The sequence below is a fragment of the Staphylococcus sp. HGB0015 genome, from assembly GCF_000411275.1.
Classification (GTDB): Bacteria; Bacillota; Bacilli; order Staphylococcales; family Staphylococcaceae; genus Staphylococcus; species Staphylococcus schleiferi.
Map to the genome: position 1 here is coordinate 204,584 of NZ_KE150417.1, position 21,752 is coordinate 226,335.

Below are 21,752 nucleotides of genomic sequence, written 5' to 3' on the forward strand. Positions count from 1 at the left end.
CATTTGTGATAATAGAATTATTAAATAAAAATGAGGCAAAAAAATGATAGTCATGATAGATAATAAAGATTCATTTACGTATAATATTGTTGATTATTTAGAGGTAGAGAGTCAGCAAACAGTAAAAGTCATTGATGTCGATGAGGTATCTCTTCCTATGCTGGAGCAGTTGAAACCGAGTGCTATTGTGATTTCTCCGGGACCTGGTGCACCCGAAGATTATCCAATATTGTTTGACGTAATGCGCACATTTGAGAAAGAAGTCCCAATTTTAGGTATCTGTTTAGGATTTCAACTTATTGTGACGTATTATGGCGGAAAAATTATTCATGCCCCGCGTCCGGTTCACGGTCATACGACACGTTTGCGTCATGATGGGTCAACGTTATTTCATGCGTTGCCTAAATCTTTTAACGTGATGCGTTACCATTCATTAATGGCTAACCCTACCACAATACACACGCCTTTAGTCGTTTCAGCGTTGAATGAAGATGACATTGTGATGGCAGTGCGCCATATGCAGTGGCCAATTTACGGTTTACAGTATCATCCGGAGTCCATTTTGTCAGAGTACGGACATGAACAAATGAGAAATTTTTTAAGAAAAGCAGGGATTATCGATGATTGTGAAGTTTAATTATAAATATTATAGCGATGCAAATACAACGACATCTTATCGATATCATTTTGAGCATCCCGTTGAGCAAAGGATTGCTTATGAAATTGAAGAAGTTGGACCTTTAATTGATGAAGCAGAAGCCTACCAACGACAAGGCTATTATGTCGCGCTTTATTTGCCTTATGAGGCAGCGCCTTATTTCCAACGCGACTTCATTACGCATACACCAAAGCATCATATTTATGCAGCCTATTATGTGTTTGATGCACCAGTGAACGCTGTTGAAGAGGAAGAAAGAACAGAGAAGGCAGTCGGACGTTTTCATTTCGTGACACCGCCGGAAACCATTAAGCAACACATTCGCAAAATTCAAGATGAAATCACTGCTGGGTGGACATACCAAGTCAACTATACGACGCGTCTTAAAAGCTTTGATGCGATGTCGATTTCAGCTTTGTACCAACGCTTTACTCAGACCGCGAATGGGGACTATACGGTATTAATAGACACTAAAGAAATTAAAGTAGCATCTATTTCGCCAGAATTATTTTTTCAATTAGGCGATTTCGAAACAAATCCTCGTACATTGGTAAGTAAACCGATGAAAGGGACGATGCCTCGAGGGATTACGGTGAAAGATGATCAAGCTAATGAACAAACGTTAAGAACTTCTCAAAAAGACAGAGCCGAAAATGTAATGATTGTTGATTTATTAAGAAACGATATTGCACGTGTAGCGAAAAAAGGGACCGTTCAAGTGAAACATCCATTTGCGATCGAACGTTATCAGACTGTTTTTCAAATGACAACGATGGTCACAGGGGAAATTTCAGATGATACAACTTATCAAGATTTACTGCGTGCGCTATTTCCTTGTGGTTCGATTACCGGGGCGCCTAAAATCAATACGATGCGTATCATTCATGAACTTGAAGCGACACCCCGTCATATTTATTGTGGTTCGGTAGGCTTACTTCATCCGAATGGCCGTGCGATTTTCAACGTACCGATTCGGACGATTGAACGGATCAATGAAGTTTTTTATTACGGTGTAGGTGCAGGCATTACGATTGATTCTGATCCCGACAAAGAATATGAAGAATTTTGTGCGAAAACTAAAATATTAGAGGTATAGTTATGAAATTATTTGAAACGATGCGGCTTGAAGCGGGCCAGATTGCTCGCCTTCAATATCATTATAAAAGAATAAGAAGTGCGAGCCAGTCATTAAACATCCCCTTTGACTCTGAACGATGGCAACACAATTTGAAGCATGTTCAAACACAATATCCTAGTGGACTGTATCGGGTCAAGCTGATTGTGCATCAATCTGGGGAGATGCAAGTTGAAGTTGGTGCGCTTGGTGAAACCAAAAAGATGACTGCACAGTTGATACCATCAAAAAATCAAGTACCTACGTGGCAACGAATCTACAAAACATCTGAACGCGATTATTTAACACATGATCATACGACACAGTTAGCACTTTTTTATGATGCGGATGGAAAAATTTTAGAATTCGATATAGGGAATGTTGTTGTCGTGCTTAACGGCCAATCTATCACGCCCAATTACGCACACGATTTTTTGCAAGGGTGCATGCGCCAAATGCTACTGGAGCAACATAAAATTACTGAGCAGTATTTTACAGTGGGCGACTTGTTAGAAATGTTACAACAAGGTGGTCAGTTGTGGATGATTAATAGTTTGCGTGAATGGGTCCCTATTTCACTTGAACTAAAGAATTAGGTGATTTTATGATAGTGGTATATTTATTAGGATTTATGATCGTACTCTGGCTTGGCCAATGGATAGGTAATCAACTTATTTTTCATCAAAAGCGTTTTTGGGCCTATGTATGGATGCTATGTGTGCTCATTATTCAAGGGGGAATCATATACGGGTTGATAAGTGAATTGGCACCCCGTGTCATTGAGGTTTTAAGCTTATTTTATGATAATTAATAGAGGTGGAAAAATGAAAGTATATAGTCAAGGGGATCAAGCGATAGTGGTCTCTTTAAAAGGGGCTGTCACGCCAACAGCGACACAAAGGTTACTGATGATTCGTAATTATTTAGTCGCTCAAAATTACCCATATATTACTGAGATTGTCCCAACGGAAACAGATATGCTCATTTCTTATGATGCATATATGATGATGAGACATTTAAAAATAGCGTCTCCTTTTTACATATGAAATCGCTTATTGAACATATTGATATCAGTGATGCTGTTTTTGAAAAACAACAGCGCTGTATTAAAGTGCCAGTGGAATATGGGGGCATACACGGTTTGCATTTTGAGAAAATCTTAGCGGAGTTGAATATGGATGCGCAAACTTTTATTCAACTCCACACGGAATCAGACTATTTCGTATCGATGATGGGTTATTCGCCAGCTTTCCCTTATTTAACGGGCGTTGATCCTCGCATTATAGTCAATCATATGGCGAATGAGCCACGTGTGATTCCTGCGGGTTCTATTATTATGGAAAATAATAAATGTGGTATTACAACGACTGAAACGTACGGCGATTGGTTAGTGATTGGGCGTACACCATTACAATTATTTCAACCGAATAAAAAAGATTTTGCAAGAATTTCGTTAGGAGACCAAGTGAAGTTTACAGTTGTAGCACAAGGAGGGGATGCATAATGGCCATCATCATAGAAGATAGTGGATTGTTTTCGAGTTTTCAAGATTTTGGAAGACAGGGCTATGAACATATGGGTGTTATTCGAAGTGGGGCGCTCGATGTGCTCGCTCACGAAATTGCGAATCGACTCGTTGGTAATGATCGGAATGAATCGACGTTAGAAATGACACATAAAATGGCTAAAATTCGGTTCACGGAGCCGACATTAATTGCATTCTCAGGTGCACAAGTTTTAGCACATACAGACGAAATGCAAGTTCAAGTTAATAAACTGTATTTAATGAACAAAGGCGATGTGCTTTCTTTTGATCATTTATATCGTGGTGCACGAGTATATCTTGCGATTGCAGGTGGCTTTGAATTGGATGAATGGCTGAATTCGACTTCAACTGACATGATTTCAGGAATAGGTGGATTTCAAGGTCGTCGTTTAAGAGATGGCGACACCGTCAATATGAAGCGGGATTATAACGAAAGGCATCATCAATTGTTTAAAAAATTGGAAGAGCGAAAGACTGTGTCATGGGGTGTTGATGGTTATGCACTCTCTTTTAACTATTTATCTGATGTTGTGCATGTCATCCCGAATAAAGGTACAGAAGACTTTGAAGAAGCTATTCTCAAACGTTTTACTCAAAGTGAATACCAAATTTCGAGCAAGGCCAATCGTATGGGAATGATATTAGAAGGCCCATCCATTAAAGCCTTTTACAAAGATATGCCCCCACATCGGTCAGTCAAACGAGGTACTATTCAAGTTAAGAAAGAAGGCGCACCGATAGTATTGCTTAATGATCATTATACGTTAGGTAGTTACCCACAAATTGGGACAATCGCTTCTTATCATCTATCTAAAATTGCACAAAAAAGTCAAGGTTCAAAAATTAAATTTCAGTTTATTGATGTGTTACAAGCTGAACAAAATTTAGTGAAGTATCATCAGTGGCGGAAGCAATTATTCCAAGGAATAGAGTTTAGAATGCAAAGCGAGTTGTTAAAATAAGCGTTTAAACGAGTTAAATCTACAAGATGTAGAAATACAACTATGGGCCGAGTCATTTAAAGCGTGATTTATGTATAATCATATACGTTCTGATTGAGAGGCGAGTATATTACAATTTTATATTGCATATCCTTACATCAATTTAAAGCAGTGTTTTTTAAAATATTAAGCCAATATAAAGTCAATATAAACCCAGATTGAAAGCCATTTTAATCTCAATCAAACGAACGGCTTTCGCTTGAATTTTTGTCTTAATGGGTATATATTGTTATATTGAACTTAATCATGTATATTACAAGAATATTACATATTAATAAAGCTTTTAGTGGAGAATTTTACAAATTTAGAGAAATTATTAAACGATTGAATTTTAATCAACAGATAAAACGACGGGGGAACAAATATGGAAAAAGGAAAAAAAAGAATAGGTATATTTGCGTTTTTCCTACTGACGGTTTTAACCATCGCATTAAAAACGTATTTTGCTTATTATGTTGACTTGTCACTTGGTGTTAAAGGATTAACACAAAACTTAATTTTACTCATGAACCCATATAGCTTAGTTGCATTGCTATTAAGTGTGTTTTTATTTTTTAAAGGTAGAAAAGCCTATTGGTTTATATTTACAGGAGGTTTCTTATTAACTTTCTTACTTTATGCCAATGTCGTCTATTTCCGATTTTTCTCAGACTTCATTACTTTTAGTACATTAAACCAAGTAAGCAATGTGGACTCAATGGGCGGTGCTGTTGGGGCATCATTCCAATGGTATGACTTTGTTTATTTTATTGATACATTAGTGTACTTATTCATTCTTGTTTTTAAACAAAAATGGTTAAGTAAAAATGTGTTCCATAAAAAATTCGTGCCAGTTGTGATGGCAACAGCGATTGCTTTATTCTTCTTGAATTTAGCATTTGCAGAAACAGATCGACCAGAGTTATTAACACGTACATTTGACCATAAATATTTAGTCAAATATTTAGGACCTTATAACTTCACAGTTTATGATGGCGTGAAAACAGTTCAAAACAATCAACAAAAAGCACTAGCTTCTGAAGATGATTTAACAAAAGTGTTAAATTACTCTAAGCAAAAAAATGTTGAACCGAACATGCAGTATTACGGTAAAGCTAAAGGTAAAAACGTCATTAAAATCCACTTAGAAAGTTTCCAAACCTTTTTAATTAATAAAAAGATTCATGGACAAGAAGTTACACCATTTTTGAACAAACTTTCATCTGGTAATAATGACTTTAGATACTATCCGCATTTTTATCACCAAACAGGTCAAGGTAAAACATCGGACGCTGAGTTTACTATGGATAACAGTCTTTATGGTTTACCACAAGGTTCAGCTTTCTCTTTAAAAGGAGATAACACATACCAATCATTACCAGCTATCTTACATCAAAAAGAGGGCTATACGACGAATGTTATGCATGGTGACTACAAAACGTTTTGGAATAGAGATCAAGTATATCGTCATTTCGGTATTGATAAGTTTTATGATGCGACATATTTTGATATGTCACCAGAAAATCTTGAAAACTTAGGTTTAAAAGATAAAGTCTTCTTCAAAGAGGCAGCATCATACTTAGATAAAGAAAAACAACCTTTCTATTCTCATTTAATTACGTTAACGAACCATTATCCATTTACGTTAAGCGATAAAGATGCATCGATTCCGAAAGGGGATACAGGTAACCCAACAGTCGACGGTTATATTCAAACTGCACGTTACCTCGATGAATCTTTAGAAGCATTTATTAACGATTTGAAAAAACGTGGTTTATACGACAACTCTGTAATCATGATTTATGGTGACCACTATGGTATTTCTGAAAATCATAATAAAGCAATGTCTCAATTGTTAGGTGAACCGATTACGCCAGCGAAGTTTAATGACTTAAATGCGACTGGTTTTTGGTTGAAAGCACCTGGTGTTGAACCAAAAGTGGATGAAACATATGCAGGTCAAATCGACGTGATGCCTACATTACTTCACTTAATGGGCATTGATACGAAAAACTATTTGATGCTTGGTACGGATATGCTGTCTAAAGATCACAAACAAGTGGTGCCATTCCGTAACGGTGACTTTGTAACAAAAGACTACAAGTATGTAAATGGCAAGGTATACAGCAATAAAGACAATCATCCAGTAGAAAAACAACCTGCTGATTTAGAGAAAAATAAAAAGCAAGTTGAAAATGACTTAGAAGTCAGCGATAAAATTTTAAACGGCGATTTATTCCGTTTCTACAAAAACCCAGACTTCAACAAAGTGAATCCATCTAAATATAAATATCCACAAGGTCCAAAAGCAGACATTAAGCAATAATTTCGGTTTGTATAAGGCTATTGATATCAAATAGTGACATTGTGGAATATAACTTTCCCATTTGAAATGGTTAGGGGTTGAGACATATAAATGTCTTGACCCCTTTATTTATAGGGTTCTTTGTCAACGTCGGTTGGCGAGACGATAACGCATTAAGCAACGTTATTTTGTTGTTTAATGCGTTTTTTATATTCACTTACAAATACCTTGGAAATGATTAAGATTCGATTCCTAAAATTCCAGAAATTTCTATAACCATAAGAAACCCGTTTAATCAGTTTTATTTTATTATTAATGCCCTCAATTGGCCCATTCGTTAAATGTGGGTAACGCATCGTATTTGAGATATAGGGCAAGTATTTGATGAATGTTTGAATGACGCGCTTGAGGCCTTGTGAAATATCTTTTGTCTTTGAATACTGTAAGATGAACTGTAATTGCTGGATATCGTTTGATTTCAGAGCACTTAAAAGACGATGCCCTGTTTCATATGTCTCTTTGAGTCTCTCATCAAGGCCCAATAAATACTGAACTAAACTGTATTGACTCTGCCAAGACTTAAAAAGTCTGTATGACTGATATATCATTCGATCCAAATCTAAGGGCGCTTTTAATAGTAACTTCCAATAACGCTTTAATTTATTATATTGAGGTCTGTCTTTTGTCCTAAAACCATTCATAACTTGAACTCGGCATCGATTGATTTCACGATTGATAGCCTGCACGATATGAAAGCGATCAATAATCATCTCCGCATGAGGAAATAAGTCTTGAATGAGTGCGATATAAGGCGGAAACATATCTATAGAGATGGTTTTCACTCTTTCACGTTGCTTTCTAGAGAACTTTAAAAAATAGGCTTCTCATTTATGTTTGCGACGATCAGGTAAAATATCGATGATATCATGGGTTACACTATCACAGTAAATAAAGCTCATCGCACCTTCGACACCTTTCGTTGATTTGAATTCGTCAAAAGCTAAGTGCTCCGGTAAAACATGATGTGCCTGCGTCTTCACCGAATCACTTACCTCTTTTAAATGGCGATGGACAGTTGAAGGTGATACACATAGACTTTCAGCGACATCCTTTTCAGAGATGACTTTAGATAGTTTCCGGATCATCATGCATTTGACCTCATTTGAGATGGTACATCGGGGTTGAATATAAGGTGTTTGAGCTGTAAAGGTTTGTTGACAAGCTTTACAGTAAAAGCGCTGTTTCTTCAATTTTAAATAGGCAGGTCTTTCAAAAATTAATCCCATATAAACTTTCGTTTTACGAAAGCCATGTTTAATAATTAAATGGGCATCATTTTTAATTCCACAACACGCACAAGCACTGGGATGATATGTCAATTGGCCTTCGTATAATAATGCCTTTACGTTTTTATGAACATGTAATCCTAGATTTTGAGTGATTTTTAAATTTTTGATATTAATTTCAAGCATTTCTGATATATCATTACAGGTAGGCACAATATCTCCTTAATCGTTGGTTTAGGCACTTACAATTATAGAGATATTTGTGCTTTTTTAATATCAAAAATTAAAATAACGGTCAGTGAATATTTCGCCAACCGTTAAAAATATACAACCTAGGAACGCCTCCAGTGTGCTCAAAAGATTCTTTTAAACATTGAAATAATGTATCTTGTTTTCTATCCCAAGTTAATGTGATATACTTCATTTTTGAATAGTGTAGAACGTAAAGAAAGATATTGAATTGATAACGTTTGCCAAATTTATCATGCATGACCATATCTTCTTTCCAGTCTACTTCAGCAGCTATACCAGGGCGTTTTTCTACCCGTATAGTTGCTTTTTTAATTTCCTTTTCTTTCTTTTACTTACAATATTCTCTTAGAATCGTATACTTGCCTTCATATCCTTTTTCAGAAATATATTTATAAATCGCCATAGCCGTACAACCTAACTCTAATTTTTCGTCTATGAGCGTTTTATAGGGTTCTAATTTTGATACTCTCTTTGCCGTTTTCTTTGTTTTTAATTTTTTCAACTCATTGCCTTTCCCAGCTTCATAATATTTTTTAACTGTCCTTGGATCGCAATGATATTGTCTAGCCAGCTCAGCGTAATTTGGTTTTATGCCTTTCATAATGTAAAATAACACTCCTTCGTATATATCATGTCTCAATCAAACAACCTCCATTCAAAGATTGAGTTAAGACATGATTATATATTTTAGAAAATAAAAAATGTAGGAAAAACAGCATTTTCATTCCGCCATTTTCCTACATTTTATAACCGCCATTTACAGCATGAAATAGCAGTGAATGAAGGTGTGTATATTATGGAGAAAAACAACACTATTTATACTGGTAAGCTTCAAAGTAATAATTTAGATGATTTAATTCGTGAAAGTTCTGAACCACAGCAACTCATAGATGTTAATGAAGTAGCTGAAAGATTAGGTGTAACAAGACAAAATGTTACTATGCACGTCAAAAATAAAAATTTTAAAGTTGTGCCTAAGCCTTTATTTTATTATGAGAATAAAAGTTACACTAAATATTTTTGGATTGCTGAACAATTTGAGTAAAGGAGTAATGCAATGAAGATATTTAAACCACTGATAGCCTTATTATTATCACTTATTGTATTAAGTGGTTGTGATACAGAAAAGGCAATAAATGAAGTTGATAATTTAATAACAACTATTAGTGATTTCAGTAAATCAGATACACCTGAAATAAAAAACAGTAAAGAAGATATAAAACTTATTGGTGCTGAAACTAATAGTGAAAACTATGCTTTTATAAACGACAACAAGACAGAATTAAGTCAGGAAGATCAAAATTTATTAAATAAAAAAGGTAATGACCGTTTTTGGGCCGATTATCCTGATTTGGATAAATACGGTAGAGCAGGCAAAGTTAAAGCGTTGATTACAAATGAAGCTGTTCAAAGTCATTCTTTAAAAGCACAAAAAAGACCATCATTTGATTACGGTGTTCATGTAGCTGGGGAGTATAAAGATGGAACATATAACCCTGAAAAGCAGGCATGGGAAGGCGAGAACTCAAACAACCAAATATTACAATTAGATGGGTATAGGGGTTATATATATAATAAATCTCATTCGCTTGCCTGGTCATTGGGCGGAGATATGGAAACACATAATTTAACATTAGGTACTAGGGCGCAAAATGTTGGATCTAATAAAGACCCTGAAGGTGGGGGCATGGGTTATCCTGAAACGCAAATAAGAAATGCAATGTATGATAATCCTGAAACAAAAGTGTTTTATGAAGTTACGCCCGTTTATAAAGATGATGAACTTGTGCCAAGAGGTTCACACGTTAGAGCCTACTCAATTAATGATGACGGCCAAACAATAAATATCAATGTTTGGATTGCGAATAAACAAGAAGGCGTTCAGATTAATTATAAGGACGGTAGTTATAACTATTAAAAAGGGTTAAATAAAAATGAAAAAATTAATGGTTAGTACAGCAGTAGTAACATTATTATTAACTGTTCCAGGTATGGCCAAAGCAGAAAAAAAGTAAGATTGGGATAAGCCTGTTTTTTATAAAGGGCGCTGATCTTGAAGGTCAAGGTTTACAACAGACTGAAGATGATTTAGGCGTGAAAGATGACTATGAAACATACAGCGTAACAACAGATGACGTTAGTAAATATATTCCTAATAGTGGTAATTTAAGTTATATATATTCAAGTACAACTATTAAGCATAAAAAATGGGGTAATGGTGTAGATGTGGAAATAGACACACCTGATAACATTACAAAGGTTACAAGTGAACAATATCAAAACGCGTCAATCACAGCAGGTATTAAAGACGCTGAAATTCATATAGCTTCAGTTGAAAAAGTTACTGGAGAAGGTGCGTTAGCAGGTATTTATAAAGCTTATGAAGAAAAAGGTAACAAATTAAATTCTGAAGATATCCAAAACTCAAATAAAGAAATGCAAGATTTAACTTCAATATCTGAAGAAAATCAAAATAAATATGGGTATTCAGACGAAGCTTTAAACGCGTCTATAGCAGATATTAAACAACAGTTAGCAGATATAAAGAAAAAACAAGATGAACAGATTACGCCAAAACAAGTTGAAGACATAGTTAATAAAGTGCTTGATGAAAGAGGATTGTCTGGAACTTTAACAGATAATCAAAAACAAATGATAACTGAAAATAGGGCTAATGTTGCAAATTCTAACGCTTTAACTTCAGATCCTAAAGCATTTGCTAAAAATGCAAAAGTCGCTTTGAAAAGTATAGAAAAAATTCAGGCGATTTATTAGATAAAGCTAAGGAAAAAGCTAAAGATTTAAACACAGAAGAAAATAGAAACTTTTTACAAAAAATTTGGGATAGCATTTTACAAATTATTCAGACTATCATAGATTTCATTTCAAGTTTATTTAATCGTATTTTTTAATCAATGAATAGGAGGTTTGACGTGTTATTGAGTATAGATAAAAATTCTAAAGATGTAGCGTTAAAGAAGGTTAGCGATAACGAATTATTGTATTTAATGAGTTGTTAGAATAGTTTTTCCGTTGCTGGTAGCTACTATATCAAGGATATGAACAAATTATATTATGAATTTAATTTTGCAAGACAACCCATAGCAATGACAGATACGTATATTAATAAAAAATTCGAATAAGGACATTTTATATGAATAATTACTATTTTTGTATATTTAGTTGACTTTTCAGAATTTTTAGTATATTAATTAAAGTATAAAAATGGAGGTGTTTTCATGAAAGAAAAGTTTATTTATGTAACTAATACTGATTCAAATGACATTTCTGTAATTAGTAGTAAGCAGGAGAGCGAATTAACTAGGATTCCTGTAGGAGGGAGTCCTAGAGGTAGTATGGCTTTACACAAAAGCTTGCCTTATGGTTACGTTTGTAATTGCGCAGGTGATACAATTTCAAAAATAGACCTTACAAATAACAAAGAAGATAGCAAAATCAAAGTAGGACTGGCTCCTAGGGGGGTATGTGTCGATCCTAACAAAGAAATTATATATGTTTCTAATTCGGGATCAAGCGATGTTTCTATTGTTTCAACTGAAAATGATCAGGAAATTTCACGTATTAAGGTTGGCGAGAACCCTAGATTTTTATCTGTATCTTCAGATGGGAAATATTTAAGTGTACCTTGCTCTGGTTCAGATAGTATTTATATTATTGAATTAGGTGAGAATATTTTAGATTCAAAAATTAGTTCAATAGTTGAATTAGGCGAAAATGCTAAACCATATCACGCATTTACACACAAAAACTATAATGTCTATACAGCAAATACTCATAGGCATTCTGTAAGTGTTATTGATTTGCATAAAAAGACATTGATTACTGAAATACCCGTAGGCTATGGACCAAGAGCTGTTATAGCTGATCCTTATAAAAACCTTGTATATGTAAGTTGTGAAGCTTCGAATTCAGTAAGTGCAATTGATATAAATAAAAATGAAGAAATAAAACATATTGATGTTGGTCCTACACCTAGAGGATTAAAAATTGATGAGGAAAGCGAAACTCTATATGTTTCAGCTTTTAAACGAACTATGATTAGTAAATATAATCAAGATGGCGACGGTTTATCTGTAGTAGACCTGAAAACGTTAGAAAGAAAGGGATATGTTAAAACAGGATTAGGACCTTGTAGTGTATCTATATATGAACCAAGTTCAGAAACACTTATTAATACTTATGAAACTAACAATAGTACAACGGTATAAAAAAGGGGGATACTCCCTTTTTTATAGTTTTGAGGAGATTAATAGTATGAATATAAATATACTAGAACTTTTTAAATGGACTGAATTACCAAAAAAAGGAGCTACTGGAAATCTTTCAAATCAATACGAAGGATTAAGATGGCTTTCTCAAGAAAGAGTTAAAGGAAAGTGTTGGCCGTATAAGTTAGCTATAGAGACATCTTTAGAAGTCTTGGCACCATTTGATATTACGTGTGAACCATTGGTAGAAACTCAAGTTAGCGTAAATGATGAGATGGAATTAAACAAACTATCAGAGTTTACTGAAACTACTTTTTGGATAAAAAGAGAAAAAATATATATCGGTATTCGAAATTCAAATTGGTTTAGGTTATATCAATATTTCAGCAATGGAAGTTGGCATCCTGTGTTTATACCTAATGGGCAAGGTAGTTTAGAATGGAGGTTAGGATGGGGAATAGAGATCCCAGAAGGCTATTCAATATTAATACAACCAATTGAAGGAGAATCAAGATTTAGAATTCATCCTGGTATTTTAAATGAAAAAAAATTAAAAGAGATGAATGACACTGGTTTGGGATTATCTATAGCAATAGAACCTATAGTTGAACATAAAATAAATAAAGGCGATTTATTGTGTCGAATATATGTCGTTAAATTGGATTATAAGTTAAATGTAGAATACCTGCGAGGTTAGTATAATGATTTCAATTTTAAAACAAAAGAATTTTTTGAGTTTAATTAGTGGTAGTTTTATTTCAAATCTAGGAGATGCCATGGCTAATTTATTTTTAGTTTGGTTGATATATTCTATAACTAATCAACCTATTTATATTGCCATCGCATTACTTTGTTTAGAAGTACCTGCAATTCTATTTTCTCCATTAATTGGGAGACTAATTGATAAAAATATAAAAATAATTACATATATATCGTTTTTATCAAGAGCTATAGTGTTTTTTATAATACCAATATTATTATACGATAATAATGTATATATAGTATTCATTTTACTCTTTATTTCGGGTACGTTTTCATCAGCTAATGATATATTATCAAATATTTTAATACCTAAAGTTGTTAATAAAAATGAGTTAATATCCGCTAATAGTATTCATTATATCCAATTTGATATAGCGCTTATTCTAGGGCCGATTATTTCAGGGATTTTCTTGAATTTTCATTATAATAGTATTGGTTTTATAGTGAATGCAATTACATTTTTAATTTCATTATTTCTATTTTTAAAACTTATAAATAAATTGGATAATAAAAAACTTAGTGACATAGCTCAAAAAGATATTTCAAAAAATTATTCTTTGAAAAAAATTTTAAAAGAAACTAGTGTTTTATCATTGTTAATAAATAACTCATTTTGGAATCTATTTATATGGGGGGTATATCCGGTTGTGATACCTATATTTATTAAGAGTGAAATTGGTGATAGTCCAATAATATTTTCTTTATTTTCATCTCTTTTGTCTTTAGGCATAGTTGTAGGAAGTGTTATTATTTCTAAGTTAAAAGTTAGAAGTAATAGAAAGATCATTGATTTTTCTATCATAGCGCATGGAGTAATATTTTTTGCTATAGGTATATCTAATAATGAATTTTTCTTTCTTTTGCTAGCATTATTATTTGGCATTATTTCTGTTCCAGCAATGATATTTTCTAAGACTTATATACAAGAAAATATACCTGAGCAAAATCAAGGGGAAATATTTTCTTTATTTTATTCTTTTAGTACAGCAGGCTATCCTTTGGGATTGGCTTTATCAGGTTTTATAGTTAATGTACTAGGTGTTAAGTATACTATTGTTATTTTATCAACAATTTTAATAACAATTGTTGCTTTTTCGATTATAATCAGAGGTGTTTATGCAAATATCAAACAAACAAATTAAAAATTTTAGTATATTCAAACAGAAGTTAAATAAAGGTAATTATTTTACTGATATATATGATGCTCTTGATAATATAGGTATAGTTCAGTTAGATAGTATTAACGTTTTTCTTAAGACCCAAGATTTGTATTTTGTAAATAGAATTAAAAGTTATGAGCAAGAAGATTTATTAAAATGTTATGAAAAATTTAAAATAAGTGAAAATTATAGTAGAGCGCTAACTATAAATAATATGCAAGATGATAATAAACATTTTTGGAGGCAGGCTAGCTTCTATGAAAAATATAAAAGGTCTTATAACACAGACGATTTTGATTTAATGGAAAAGATATTAGAGTCTATTTCAGAAAATACGCTATTATCGTTTAAAGAATTAACTAACATCTATAAGTATAATAAGTCTAAAGGGTGGAAAAAAGGCAAAATACAAGATTTAACAGATTTTTTATTTAGAACGGGACAGATAGGAGTTTTAAGAGATAAGAATTTTCAAAGGTATCTATATAAAAAAGAAACTATAGATAATTCGTATAGCTATAAGGAATCTTTAAAATATTATGTGTTGTGTTCTCTTGAAGGATTAGGTGTATTAACAGCTAAGGAAATAGCATTTGAATGGAAAGTGAAAATTAACGACGTTCAAGAGGTTTTAAGTGAATTAGAGAAGTTAAATGAAGTGAATGCTTTGTTTAATGAAGCTGAAAAGCATTATATACTTAACAAAGATATTGAGTGTTTTAATAATCAAAGTAGTGAAATAGTATCTAAAAATGTGTTTTTATCTCCTTTTGATAATTTAATTTATAATAGAACACGATTAAAAAAACTTTTTTCTTTTGAATATAGATTAGAGTCTTATATTCCTAAAAAAAAGAGGAAAAATGGCTATTATGCTTTGCCAATTTTAATAGAAAATAATTTAATAGGCACTATAGATTTAAATTACAATAGAGAGGAGAATGAATTAATAGTTTTATCATTAAATATCCTACAAGCATATAGAAATAGAAAAATAGAAAAAAAAGTGTTTTGTCTTTTAGAATATTATGCTAAAAAAGTAGGTGCTAAAAAAATTACTAGATTAAATTATTAAGCAGGTGGTTTATTTTTGATATAGAAGAATATAAATATAAATTATGCATTCCTTGTAGTATTTTGAATCATTATGAACTATGTCCTAATGATGATAGTTATATATATTGTTCAAGAGAAGAAGTGATGCGAGACTAAGAAACGGACACAGTAAGTTGATAGGAATTTAATGTATAGTAAAAAAAATCAATTTATAGGAGTGTCAGTGATGGCGAGAAGAAAATACGATTATAGCTTTAAAATGGAAGCAATTCAATGAGTAGAATCAGGGAGACGTGCCTCAGAAGTTTCGAGAGATTTAGATATTCCTATTCAAACCTTAACAAGATGGCTGAGTATATACCGTAAAGACGGTGAAAAAGGTTTTGTTGGTAGCGGTAAACGTACGTCAAATACACAAGTAGAAGCAGATTTAGAAAAGCGATTAAGAGACTTAGAGGAAGAAAATAAAATCTTAAAAAAGGCTATGCACATCTTTGCCAAAGACCAGAAGTAATATATAAGTTTATCTATGAACACCGACATGAATTTCGTGTCGTAAAGATGTGCCAAGTACTAGGTGTTTCGAGAAGTGGTTATTATGATTGGAAAAATCGCAAGCCAAGTACGCGTACAGTGAAGCGTGAAGGTTTGAAGAAGTATATTTATCAAATCTATATTAAAAGTCAAAAACGATACGGAAGCCCCAAAATCACACAAATACTAAGGCGTCACGGACATACTGTAACTCAAAGAACTGTCAGTAGAATGATGAAGGAACTCGGTATAAGGTCTATCACAAAAAAGAAATACAAGGCAACGACCCATTTAAAGCATCATCTTCCTGTATACCCCAATTTATTGAACCAACAGTTTAAAGTATCACAACCTGGCAGCGTTTGGGTGGCTGACATCACGTATGACAAAAGAATTTGTGATGTCAGCTTTAAACAAAGCGTATACAATTCAAGAACCTAGAGAAGGCCTAATCCATCACTCAAATCAAGGAAGTCAATATGCCTCAATAGAGTATCAAAATTTACTACGTGAAAAAGGGATTTAGAGCAGTATGAGTCGTAAAGGAAACTGTTACGACAACGCATGTATAGAATCTTTTCATAGTATCATCAAAAAGGAATTGATACATCATCAGAACTATAAAACTAGGAATGAAGCGATGTTTAGCATTGTGGAATATATCCTTACTTTTTACAATTCTAAAAGCGTACATTCAACGTTGAATTATATGACTCCCATTGCATTTGAGAAGAAATACGCAACAAAATAACCTAGCTCAGAATGTACTTTTTGATTTTTAAAAGTACATGATGGGCTAGGCTAGCAAGCGAAGCGCGGTAGAATTCTCTTTTTCTGTGTCCGTATTCTTGACATAAATCCAAAGTTACTTCGAAATATTATTTTTAATGACTTCAGTCAGTTGGGTACGATAACAGTGTTAAACAATAAACTACTTGCTATGTGAGCGGTCAATCAGAGTTATTCTAAAAGAGCCCTGCTTAACGTTATAATTAAGGTGTTCAAGCCAAATTAATAACGAAAGCAGGGATTTGTTACGTCTAATAAAGCGATAAAAAATGAATGTGTAAATATCAATTATAAAGATTATAGAAGGGTATATAATGCCAAATCATACTCATCTATTACTGGATATTCTTAAAAAAATCTCAAATTTCAGGAAACATTTAAATAGAACCGTTGAGTACTGAACTATAAACCAGGCAATGTAAGATGTAATAAGCTAAATATCCAAATTAATAGCAATTCTTATAATTGATTTTCCTATTAGCCTAATGCAACATCGAGTATCATCATTATGGTAAAACCAAGCATCAAACTCAAAGTTGCGAGGTCTGTATTATCCCCAGATTGTGAATCTGGAATCAGTTCTTCAACAACGACAAAAATCATTGCGCCTGCTGCAAATGCCAATGCATATGGTAATATTGGCGTCACGACCAAAACAGCTGCAGCACCTATTGCTGCAAAAATCGGTTCGACGAGCGCTGAAGCTTGCCCGTAATTAAAAGCGCGCCACTTTGTTTGACCTGATGCGTGTATAGGAAGTGACAATGCGGCACCCTCAGGAATATTTTGTATGCCGATCCCTATTGCCAACCCTAAAGCGCCAAGCCATGTTGCATGTGCATTTCCAGTTGCAATACCGCCGAACGCAACCCCAATCGCAAGCCCCTCTGGTATGTTGTGCAAAGTAATCGCGAGTAATAGCAATGTGTTTTTATCTAAGTGCGTCTTGACACCCTCTTGTCTTTGTGACGCTTCTTTTGCATTGCGATGGATATGCGGGATGACCCCATCTAAAGAACGGATAAATACGCCCCCTAGAAGAAAGCCAATCGTCGCAGGTAACCACGGCGTCGCACTGTCAGCACTGCTTTCAATAGCAGGCTGCAAAAGTGACCAAAAACTCGCAGCAATCATAATACCGGCTGCGAAACCTTGCATTGAACTCAGTACACGTGTATTGACCTTTTTAAAAATAAATACCACTGCAGCCCCTAATGCAGTTAAAAGCCAAGTCACGATACCTGCAATGAGTGCTTGAAGAAAGGGCGGTGCATTTGAAATATATTCCACCAAGCACACCTCTCTTTATATCATTTGTTCCAAAAAAAGTGTATAATATATAGAACTGATTTAAGGTTAACAAATAAATACGAGTAAATCTATAAGAAAAAGGGTGCATGTGTTGTGGAAGCGTATAAAATTGAACACCTCAATAAATCGTATGCGGATAAAGTGATATTTGATGACCTTCATCTATCCATTTCTCATCAAGAACGAATTGGATTAGTAGGAATTAATGGGACAGGGAAGAGTTCGTTATTAAAGGTGATTGCAGGTAAAGACGATGACTTTGATGCCGAACAGTCGCATCCTAAAAATTATCGCATTCGCTATGCTGCACAAAATCATGATTTAAATCCCGAGATGACAGTGTACGAAACAGTATATGGTGCAAACTCTAAAGAGTTACAAGTTATTAAGCGTTATGAAGAAGCCACTGCAACTTATGCTGAAGTACAAAGTGACCAAGCTTTTGATGCAATGATGGCAGCGCAAACAGAAATGGACAATTTAGGTGCATGGGATTACAGTGCTGAAATTAAAACGATACTTTCTAGATTAGGTATTCATGATACAACGCGGCAACTCGGATCTTTGTCAGGGGGCCAACAAAAGCGCGTTATTTTAGCACGTACATTAATTGAAAAACCAGATTTACTGCTTTTAGATGAGCCGACCAATCATTTAGACTTTGAATCTATCCATTGGCTTATTCAGTTTGTAAAATCTTACCCGAAAACAGTTGTCTTTGTGACGCATGACCGCTACTTTTTAAACGAAGTGGCGACGCGCATTGTAGAACTGAAGAATGGTCAGCTAGAAACGTATCCGGGTAATTATGAGGCCTATATCGCGATGCGTGCAGAACGAGAAGAAATCGAAGCACGCCAACAAACCAAGCAACGTGCCCTATACAAACAAGAACTTGCGTGGATGCGTGCGGGCGTTAAGGCGAGAACGACGAAACAACAAGCGAGACAAGATCGGTTCCATGATTTAGAAAAGCAAGTCAATGCGCAAAAATCACAGGAAAAAGGATCACTAGGTCTTGCTTATTCACGCTTAGGTAAACAAGTTTTTGAACTAGAAAATGTAACGAAAGCAATCAATCAACGCACGTTATTTGAAAATATTACAACATTGATTCAAAAAGGGGCACAAATTGGTATTGTTGGACCGAATGGCGCTGGTAAAACAACATTATTGAATATTTTAGCAGGAGAAGACACCGCATATGAGGGTGTCGTTAAAGTGGGTCAAACGGTTAAAATTGCTTACTTTAAACAAACAGATGAGCGTTTAAATCGAGATATTCGTATGATTGATTTTCTGCGAGAAGAGAGTGAATTAGCCCGTCAAAAGGATGGCACAACCATTTCGATTACACAGTTGTTGGAGCGTTTTCTCTTTCCGAGTGCGACTCATGGTAAAAAAGTATATAAACTGTCTGGTGGAGAACAGAAGCGCTTATATTTACTTAAATTGTTAGTTCATCAACCGAATGTTCTATTATTAGATGAACCGACGAATGACTTAGATACTGAAACATTGACGATCCTTGAAGACTATATTCAAACTTTTGGTGGAACAGTCATTACCGTAAGCCATGACCGTTACTTTTTAAATAAAGTCGTCGATTGTTATTGGTATATTCATGACGGGCAATTTGATGTGATATTAGGACAATTTGAGGACTATCTTGCTTATCAGAAACAATACGTTGAAGCATCAACACAAGTGAAAGATTCGAAAGATACGCCAAAAGAACAACCGAAGAAAAAGAAAAAAGGATTATCATATAAAGAAAAAAGAGAATACGACATGTTAATCGTTAGAATTGATGAAACAGAAACACGTCTCAAAGCCATTGACGAAGAGATGATTGAAGCCAACGCAGATTATTCCAAAATCAAAGCATTGAGTGAAGAAAAAGAAGCGCTTGAGACGCAATATGATTTAGACATCACGAGATGGAGTGAACTAGAAGAAATTTTAGAACAGTAAGAGGGATAATATGGAGCAAACACTGTCGCATTATTTTGGATACCAGAGTTTTCGTCCTGGTCAAAAAGAAATTATTGAATTGATTTTAAATCATCATCACACATTAGGTGTTTTACCTACTGGGGGTGGTAAATCAATTTGTTATCAAGTGCCAGGACTGATGTTAGAAGGTACAACAATTGTAATCAGCCCGTTAATTTCATTAATGAAAGATCAGGTCGATCAATTGAAAGCGATGGGCATTGCAGCGGCTTATTTAAATAGTAGTTTAACTGCACAAGCCCAAAAAGAAATCGAGCAACAATTAGTCGATGGTGAATTAAAATTTTTGTATGTCGCACCAGAGCGATTCGAGAGTACGTATTTTGAAATGCTGTTGCGCCGTGTCAATATTGCGCTTGTCGCATTTGATGAAGCACACTGTATATCGAAATGGGGCCATGATTTTCGTCCAAGTTATCAAGCGGTCATTCAACGGGTCCTAGCTATGCCTCAACATTTTGCGATTATAGCACTTACTGCGACTGCTACGACGGAAGTACAACAAGATATTATGTCGCGCTTGATGATTCACCCTAATCATGTCGTAAAAACGAGTATTAGACGTCGTAATTTAAAATTTCAAGTCAATGCGACTTATCAAAGACAAAAGTTTATTGTTGATTATGTTAAAAGTCATGCGAAAGTTTCAGGCATTATTTATTGCTCTACCCGTAAACAAGTAGAGGCGCTTTATGAAGCACTTGAAGATGTCGGTGTCGCTGCAACTTATTATCATGCAGGGCTGACATCTAACCAAAGAAACGAAGCACAAAATGATTTTTTGTACGATCGTATTCGCGTCGTCATCGCCACAAATGCCTTTGGTATGGGGATTGATAAATCCAACGTTCGTTACGTTATTCATTACAATATGCCGGGTGATTTGGAATCATATTATCAAGAAGCGGGACGTGCAGGACGAGATGGTTTAGAAAGTGATTGTATATTATTGTATAGTGATCGTGATATCAGTTTACATCAGTATTTTATTAGTAGTTCAAAAGCGGATGATGATTATAAGGAACGCATGGGTGAAAAGCTTACGAAGATGATCCAATATACTAAAACAAGTAAGTGTTTAGAAGCTACACTCGTTCATTATTTTGAGCCCAATGAAAAATTAGAAGAATGTCAACAATGTAGTAACTGTGTAGATAAAAATAAAACGTATGACATGACAAATGAAGCTAAAATGATTGTCAGTTGTGTTGCACGTTTAAGACAAAATGAAAGTTATCAAACAGTGATTCAAGTATTGCGTGGTGAAAAGACAGACTACATACGTCATCACGCGTATGAGACACTTTCCACATATGGCATCATGAAACATTATACGACAGGTGAATTACATCATTTAATTGACGAGTTACGCTTTAAAGGTTTTTTAAATGAACACGATGAAATTTTGTTGTGTGATCAATCTGTCGAGACGTTATTGTATGACGAAACGAAAATTTATACGACACCTTTCAAACGAAAATCAAAAGAAACTGTTAATATTAATACTGTCGAAGGTGTTGACCGTATTTTATTTGAAAAATTAGTTGAAGTACGTCAACATATGAGCGAAAAAATGAATATTCCACCGACGAATATTTTTACGGATTATACATTAGAAGCGTTTGCGAAACGAAAGCCACTTTCAAAGCAAGATATGATTCAAATTGAAGGTGTAGGTAGTTATAAATTAAAACACTACTGTCCTGAATTTTTAACAGCTATTCAAGATTATAAAATGCATAGTTCATAAATAA

At 34.1% G+C, this 21,752-nt stretch carries 15 protein-coding genes and 4 pseudogenes; 16 read left to right on the forward strand and 3 right to left on the reverse strand.

Annotation, left to right across the window (positions count from 1 at the left end; translation table 11 throughout):
* Positions 1-43: 43 nt before the first annotated feature.
* The 6 genes and pseudogenes from HMPREF1208_RS00990 to ltaS all read left to right on the forward strand — a co-directional run bounded on the left by HMPREF1208_RS00990 (position 44) and on the right by ltaS (position 6,624).
* On the forward strand, positions 44-637 hold the full coding sequence (locus tag HMPREF1208_RS00990) for an anthranilate synthase component II (protein WP_016424466.1): 594 nt from the start codon (positions 44-46) through the stop codon (positions 635-637).
* Positions 621-1,754: a chorismate-binding protein gene (locus tag HMPREF1208_RS00995; protein WP_016424467.1), complete on the forward strand. Its 1,134-nt coding sequence runs from the start codon at positions 621-623 to the stop codon at positions 1,752-1,754. Before HMPREF1208_RS00990 ends, HMPREF1208_RS00995 begins: the two co-directional genes overlap by 17 nt.
* 2 nt (positions 1,755-1,756) lie before the next feature.
* Positions 1,757-2,368 (forward strand): aminotransferase class IV, encoded by a 612-nt coding sequence (locus HMPREF1208_RS01000; protein WP_016424468.1) that lies wholly within the window; start codon positions 1,757-1,759, stop codon positions 2,366-2,368.
* A 228-nt stretch (positions 2,369-2,596) separates the two neighbouring features.
* Positions 2,597-3,276: pseudogene (locus HMPREF1208_RS01010) on the forward strand (allophanate hydrolase subunit 1).
* Positions 3,276-4,280: a biotin-dependent carboxyltransferase family protein gene (locus HMPREF1208_RS01015; RefSeq protein WP_016424472.1), complete on the forward strand. Its 1,005-nt coding sequence runs from the start codon at positions 3,276-3,278 to the stop codon at positions 4,278-4,280. Before HMPREF1208_RS01010 ends, HMPREF1208_RS01015 begins: the two are co-directional and overlap by 1 nt.
* 403 nt (positions 4,281-4,683) lie before the next feature.
* The gene (ltaS, locus tag HMPREF1208_RS01020) at positions 4,684-6,624 is read left to right on the forward strand and encodes a polyglycerol-phosphate lipoteichoic acid synthase LtaS (protein WP_016424473.1); all 1,941 of its coding nucleotides are present in this window, start codon (positions 4,684-4,686) and stop codon (positions 6,622-6,624) included.
* A gap of 152 nt (positions 6,625-6,776) precedes the next feature.
* On the opposite strand, the pseudogene HMPREF1208_RS12610 reads toward ltaS, so the two are convergent.
* Together HMPREF1208_RS12610 and HMPREF1208_RS12295 are read right to left on the reverse strand one after the other, a co-directional pair.
* Positions 6,777-8,075, reverse strand: a pseudogene (locus HMPREF1208_RS12610) (ISL3 family transposase).
* 394 nt (positions 8,076-8,469) lie between these two features.
* A complete protein-coding gene (locus HMPREF1208_RS12295; protein WP_228446255.1) occupies positions 8,470-8,742 on the reverse strand; it encodes a hypothetical protein in 273 nt (90 codons plus the stop codon).
* A 195-nt stretch (positions 8,743-8,937) separates the two neighbouring features.
* On the opposite strand from HMPREF1208_RS12295, the gene HMPREF1208_RS01035 reads away from it, so the two are divergent.
* The 8 genes and pseudogenes from HMPREF1208_RS01035 to HMPREF1208_RS12615 all read left to right on the forward strand — a co-directional run bounded on the left by HMPREF1208_RS01035 (position 8,938) and on the right by HMPREF1208_RS12615 (position 16,633).
* Positions 8,938-9,186 (forward strand): hypothetical protein, encoded by a 249-nt coding sequence (locus tag HMPREF1208_RS01035; RefSeq protein ID WP_016424478.1) that lies wholly within the window; start codon positions 8,938-8,940, stop codon positions 9,184-9,186.
* 12 nt (positions 9,187-9,198) lie between these two features.
* On the forward strand, positions 9,199-10,059 hold the full coding sequence (locus tag HMPREF1208_RS01040; RefSeq protein ID WP_016424479.1) for a DNA/RNA non-specific endonuclease: 861 nt from the start codon (positions 9,199-9,201) through the stop codon (positions 10,057-10,059).
* 16 nt (positions 10,060-10,075) lie between these two features.
* Positions 10,076-11,053: pseudogene (locus tag HMPREF1208_RS01045) on the forward strand (DUF1002 domain-containing protein).
* A gap of 327 nt (positions 11,054-11,380) precedes the next feature.
* Positions 11,381-12,370, forward strand: coding sequence for a YncE family protein (locus tag HMPREF1208_RS01050; protein WP_016424481.1), 990 nt, complete (start codon positions 11,381-11,383; stop codon positions 12,368-12,370).
* Positions 12,371-12,416: 46 nt separating this feature from the next.
* Complete coding sequence (locus HMPREF1208_RS01055; RefSeq protein WP_016424482.1) at positions 12,417-13,067, forward strand: hypothetical protein; 651 nt, start codon at positions 12,417-12,419, stop codon at positions 13,065-13,067.
* A 4-nt stretch (positions 13,068-13,071) separates the two neighbouring features.
* A complete protein-coding gene (locus tag HMPREF1208_RS01060) occupies positions 13,072-14,274 on the forward strand; it encodes an MFS transporter (protein WP_016424483.1) in 1,203 nt (400 codons plus the stop codon).
* Positions 14,249-15,367, forward strand: coding sequence for a DNA glycosylase AlkZ-like family protein (locus HMPREF1208_RS01065; protein WP_016424484.1), 1,119 nt, complete (start codon positions 14,249-14,251; stop codon positions 15,365-15,367). The genes HMPREF1208_RS01060 and HMPREF1208_RS01065 overlap by 26 nt, the downstream gene beginning before the upstream one ends.
* A gap of 207 nt (positions 15,368-15,574) precedes the next feature.
* Positions 15,575-16,633 (forward strand): annotated as a pseudogene (locus tag HMPREF1208_RS12615) (IS3 family transposase).
* A gap of 515 nt (positions 16,634-17,148) precedes the next feature.
* Here the strand turns inward: HMPREF1208_RS12615 and HMPREF1208_RS01075 are convergent.
* Positions 17,149-17,964, reverse strand: a complete 816-nt coding sequence (locus HMPREF1208_RS01075) for a ZIP family metal transporter (RefSeq protein ID WP_037559058.1) — start codon at positions 17,962-17,964, stop codon at positions 17,149-17,151.
* Between the two features lie 111 nt (positions 17,965-18,075).
* Here HMPREF1208_RS01075 and HMPREF1208_RS01080 point away from each other — a divergent pair, with 111 nt between their 5' ends.
* Both HMPREF1208_RS01080 and recQ read left to right on the forward strand, forming a co-directional pair.
* Entirely contained in the window at positions 18,076-19,956 is a 1,881-nt protein-coding gene (locus HMPREF1208_RS01080; RefSeq protein ID WP_016424487.1) for an ABC-F family ATP-binding cassette domain-containing protein, read from the forward strand.
* A 10-nt stretch (positions 19,957-19,966) separates the two neighbouring features.
* On the forward strand, positions 19,967-21,748 hold the full coding sequence (recQ, locus tag HMPREF1208_RS01085) for a DNA helicase RecQ (RefSeq protein WP_016424488.1): 1,782 nt from the start codon (positions 19,967-19,969) through the stop codon (positions 21,746-21,748).
* Positions 21,749-21,752: the final 4 nt, after the last annotated feature.

What these genes read in the sequence shown, in the direction of transcription:
- HMPREF1208_RS01060 (WP_016424483.1), top strand. Translation starts at nt 13,072, where the DNA reads ATGATTTCAATTTTAAAACAAAAGAATTTTTTGAGTTTAATTAGTGGT.
- HMPREF1208_RS01040 (WP_016424479.1), top strand. Translation starts at nt 9,199, where the DNA reads ATGAAGATATTTAAACCACTGATAGCCTTATTATTATCACTTATTGTA.
- HMPREF1208_RS01035 (WP_016424478.1), top strand. Translation starts at nt 8,938, where the DNA reads ATGGAGAAAAACAACACTATTTATACTGGTAAGCTTCAAAGTAATAAT.
- HMPREF1208_RS01050 (WP_016424481.1), top strand. Translation starts at nt 11,381, where the DNA reads ATGAAAGAAAAGTTTATTTATGTAACTAATACTGATTCAAATGACATT.
- HMPREF1208_RS12295 (WP_228446255.1), bottom strand. Translation starts at nt 8,742, where the DNA reads ATGAAAGGCATAAAACCAAATTACGCTGAGCTGGCTAGACAATATCAT.
- HMPREF1208_RS01000 (WP_016424468.1), top strand. Translation starts at nt 1,757, where the DNA reads ATGAAATTATTTGAAACGATGCGGCTTGAAGCGGGCCAGATTGCTCGC.
- HMPREF1208_RS01065 (WP_016424484.1), top strand. Translation starts at nt 14,249, where the DNA reads ATGCAAATATCAAACAAACAAATTAAAAATTTTAGTATATTCAAACAG.
- HMPREF1208_RS01015 (WP_016424472.1), top strand. Translation starts at nt 3,276, where the DNA reads ATGGCCATCATCATAGAAGATAGTGGATTGTTTTCGAGTTTTCAAGAT.
- ltaS (WP_016424473.1), top strand. Translation starts at nt 4,684, where the DNA reads ATGGAAAAAGGAAAAAAAAGAATAGGTATATTTGCGTTTTTCCTACTG.
- HMPREF1208_RS00995 (WP_016424467.1), top strand. Translation starts at nt 621, where the DNA reads ATGATTGTGAAGTTTAATTATAAATATTATAGCGATGCAAATACAACG.
- HMPREF1208_RS01055 (WP_016424482.1), top strand. Translation starts at nt 12,417, where the DNA reads ATGAATATAAATATACTAGAACTTTTTAAATGGACTGAATTACCAAAA.
- recQ (WP_016424488.1), top strand. Translation starts at nt 19,967, where the DNA reads ATGGAGCAAACACTGTCGCATTATTTTGGATACCAGAGTTTTCGTCCT.
- HMPREF1208_RS00990 (WP_016424466.1), top strand. Translation starts at nt 44, where the DNA reads ATGATAGTCATGATAGATAATAAAGATTCATTTACGTATAATATTGTT.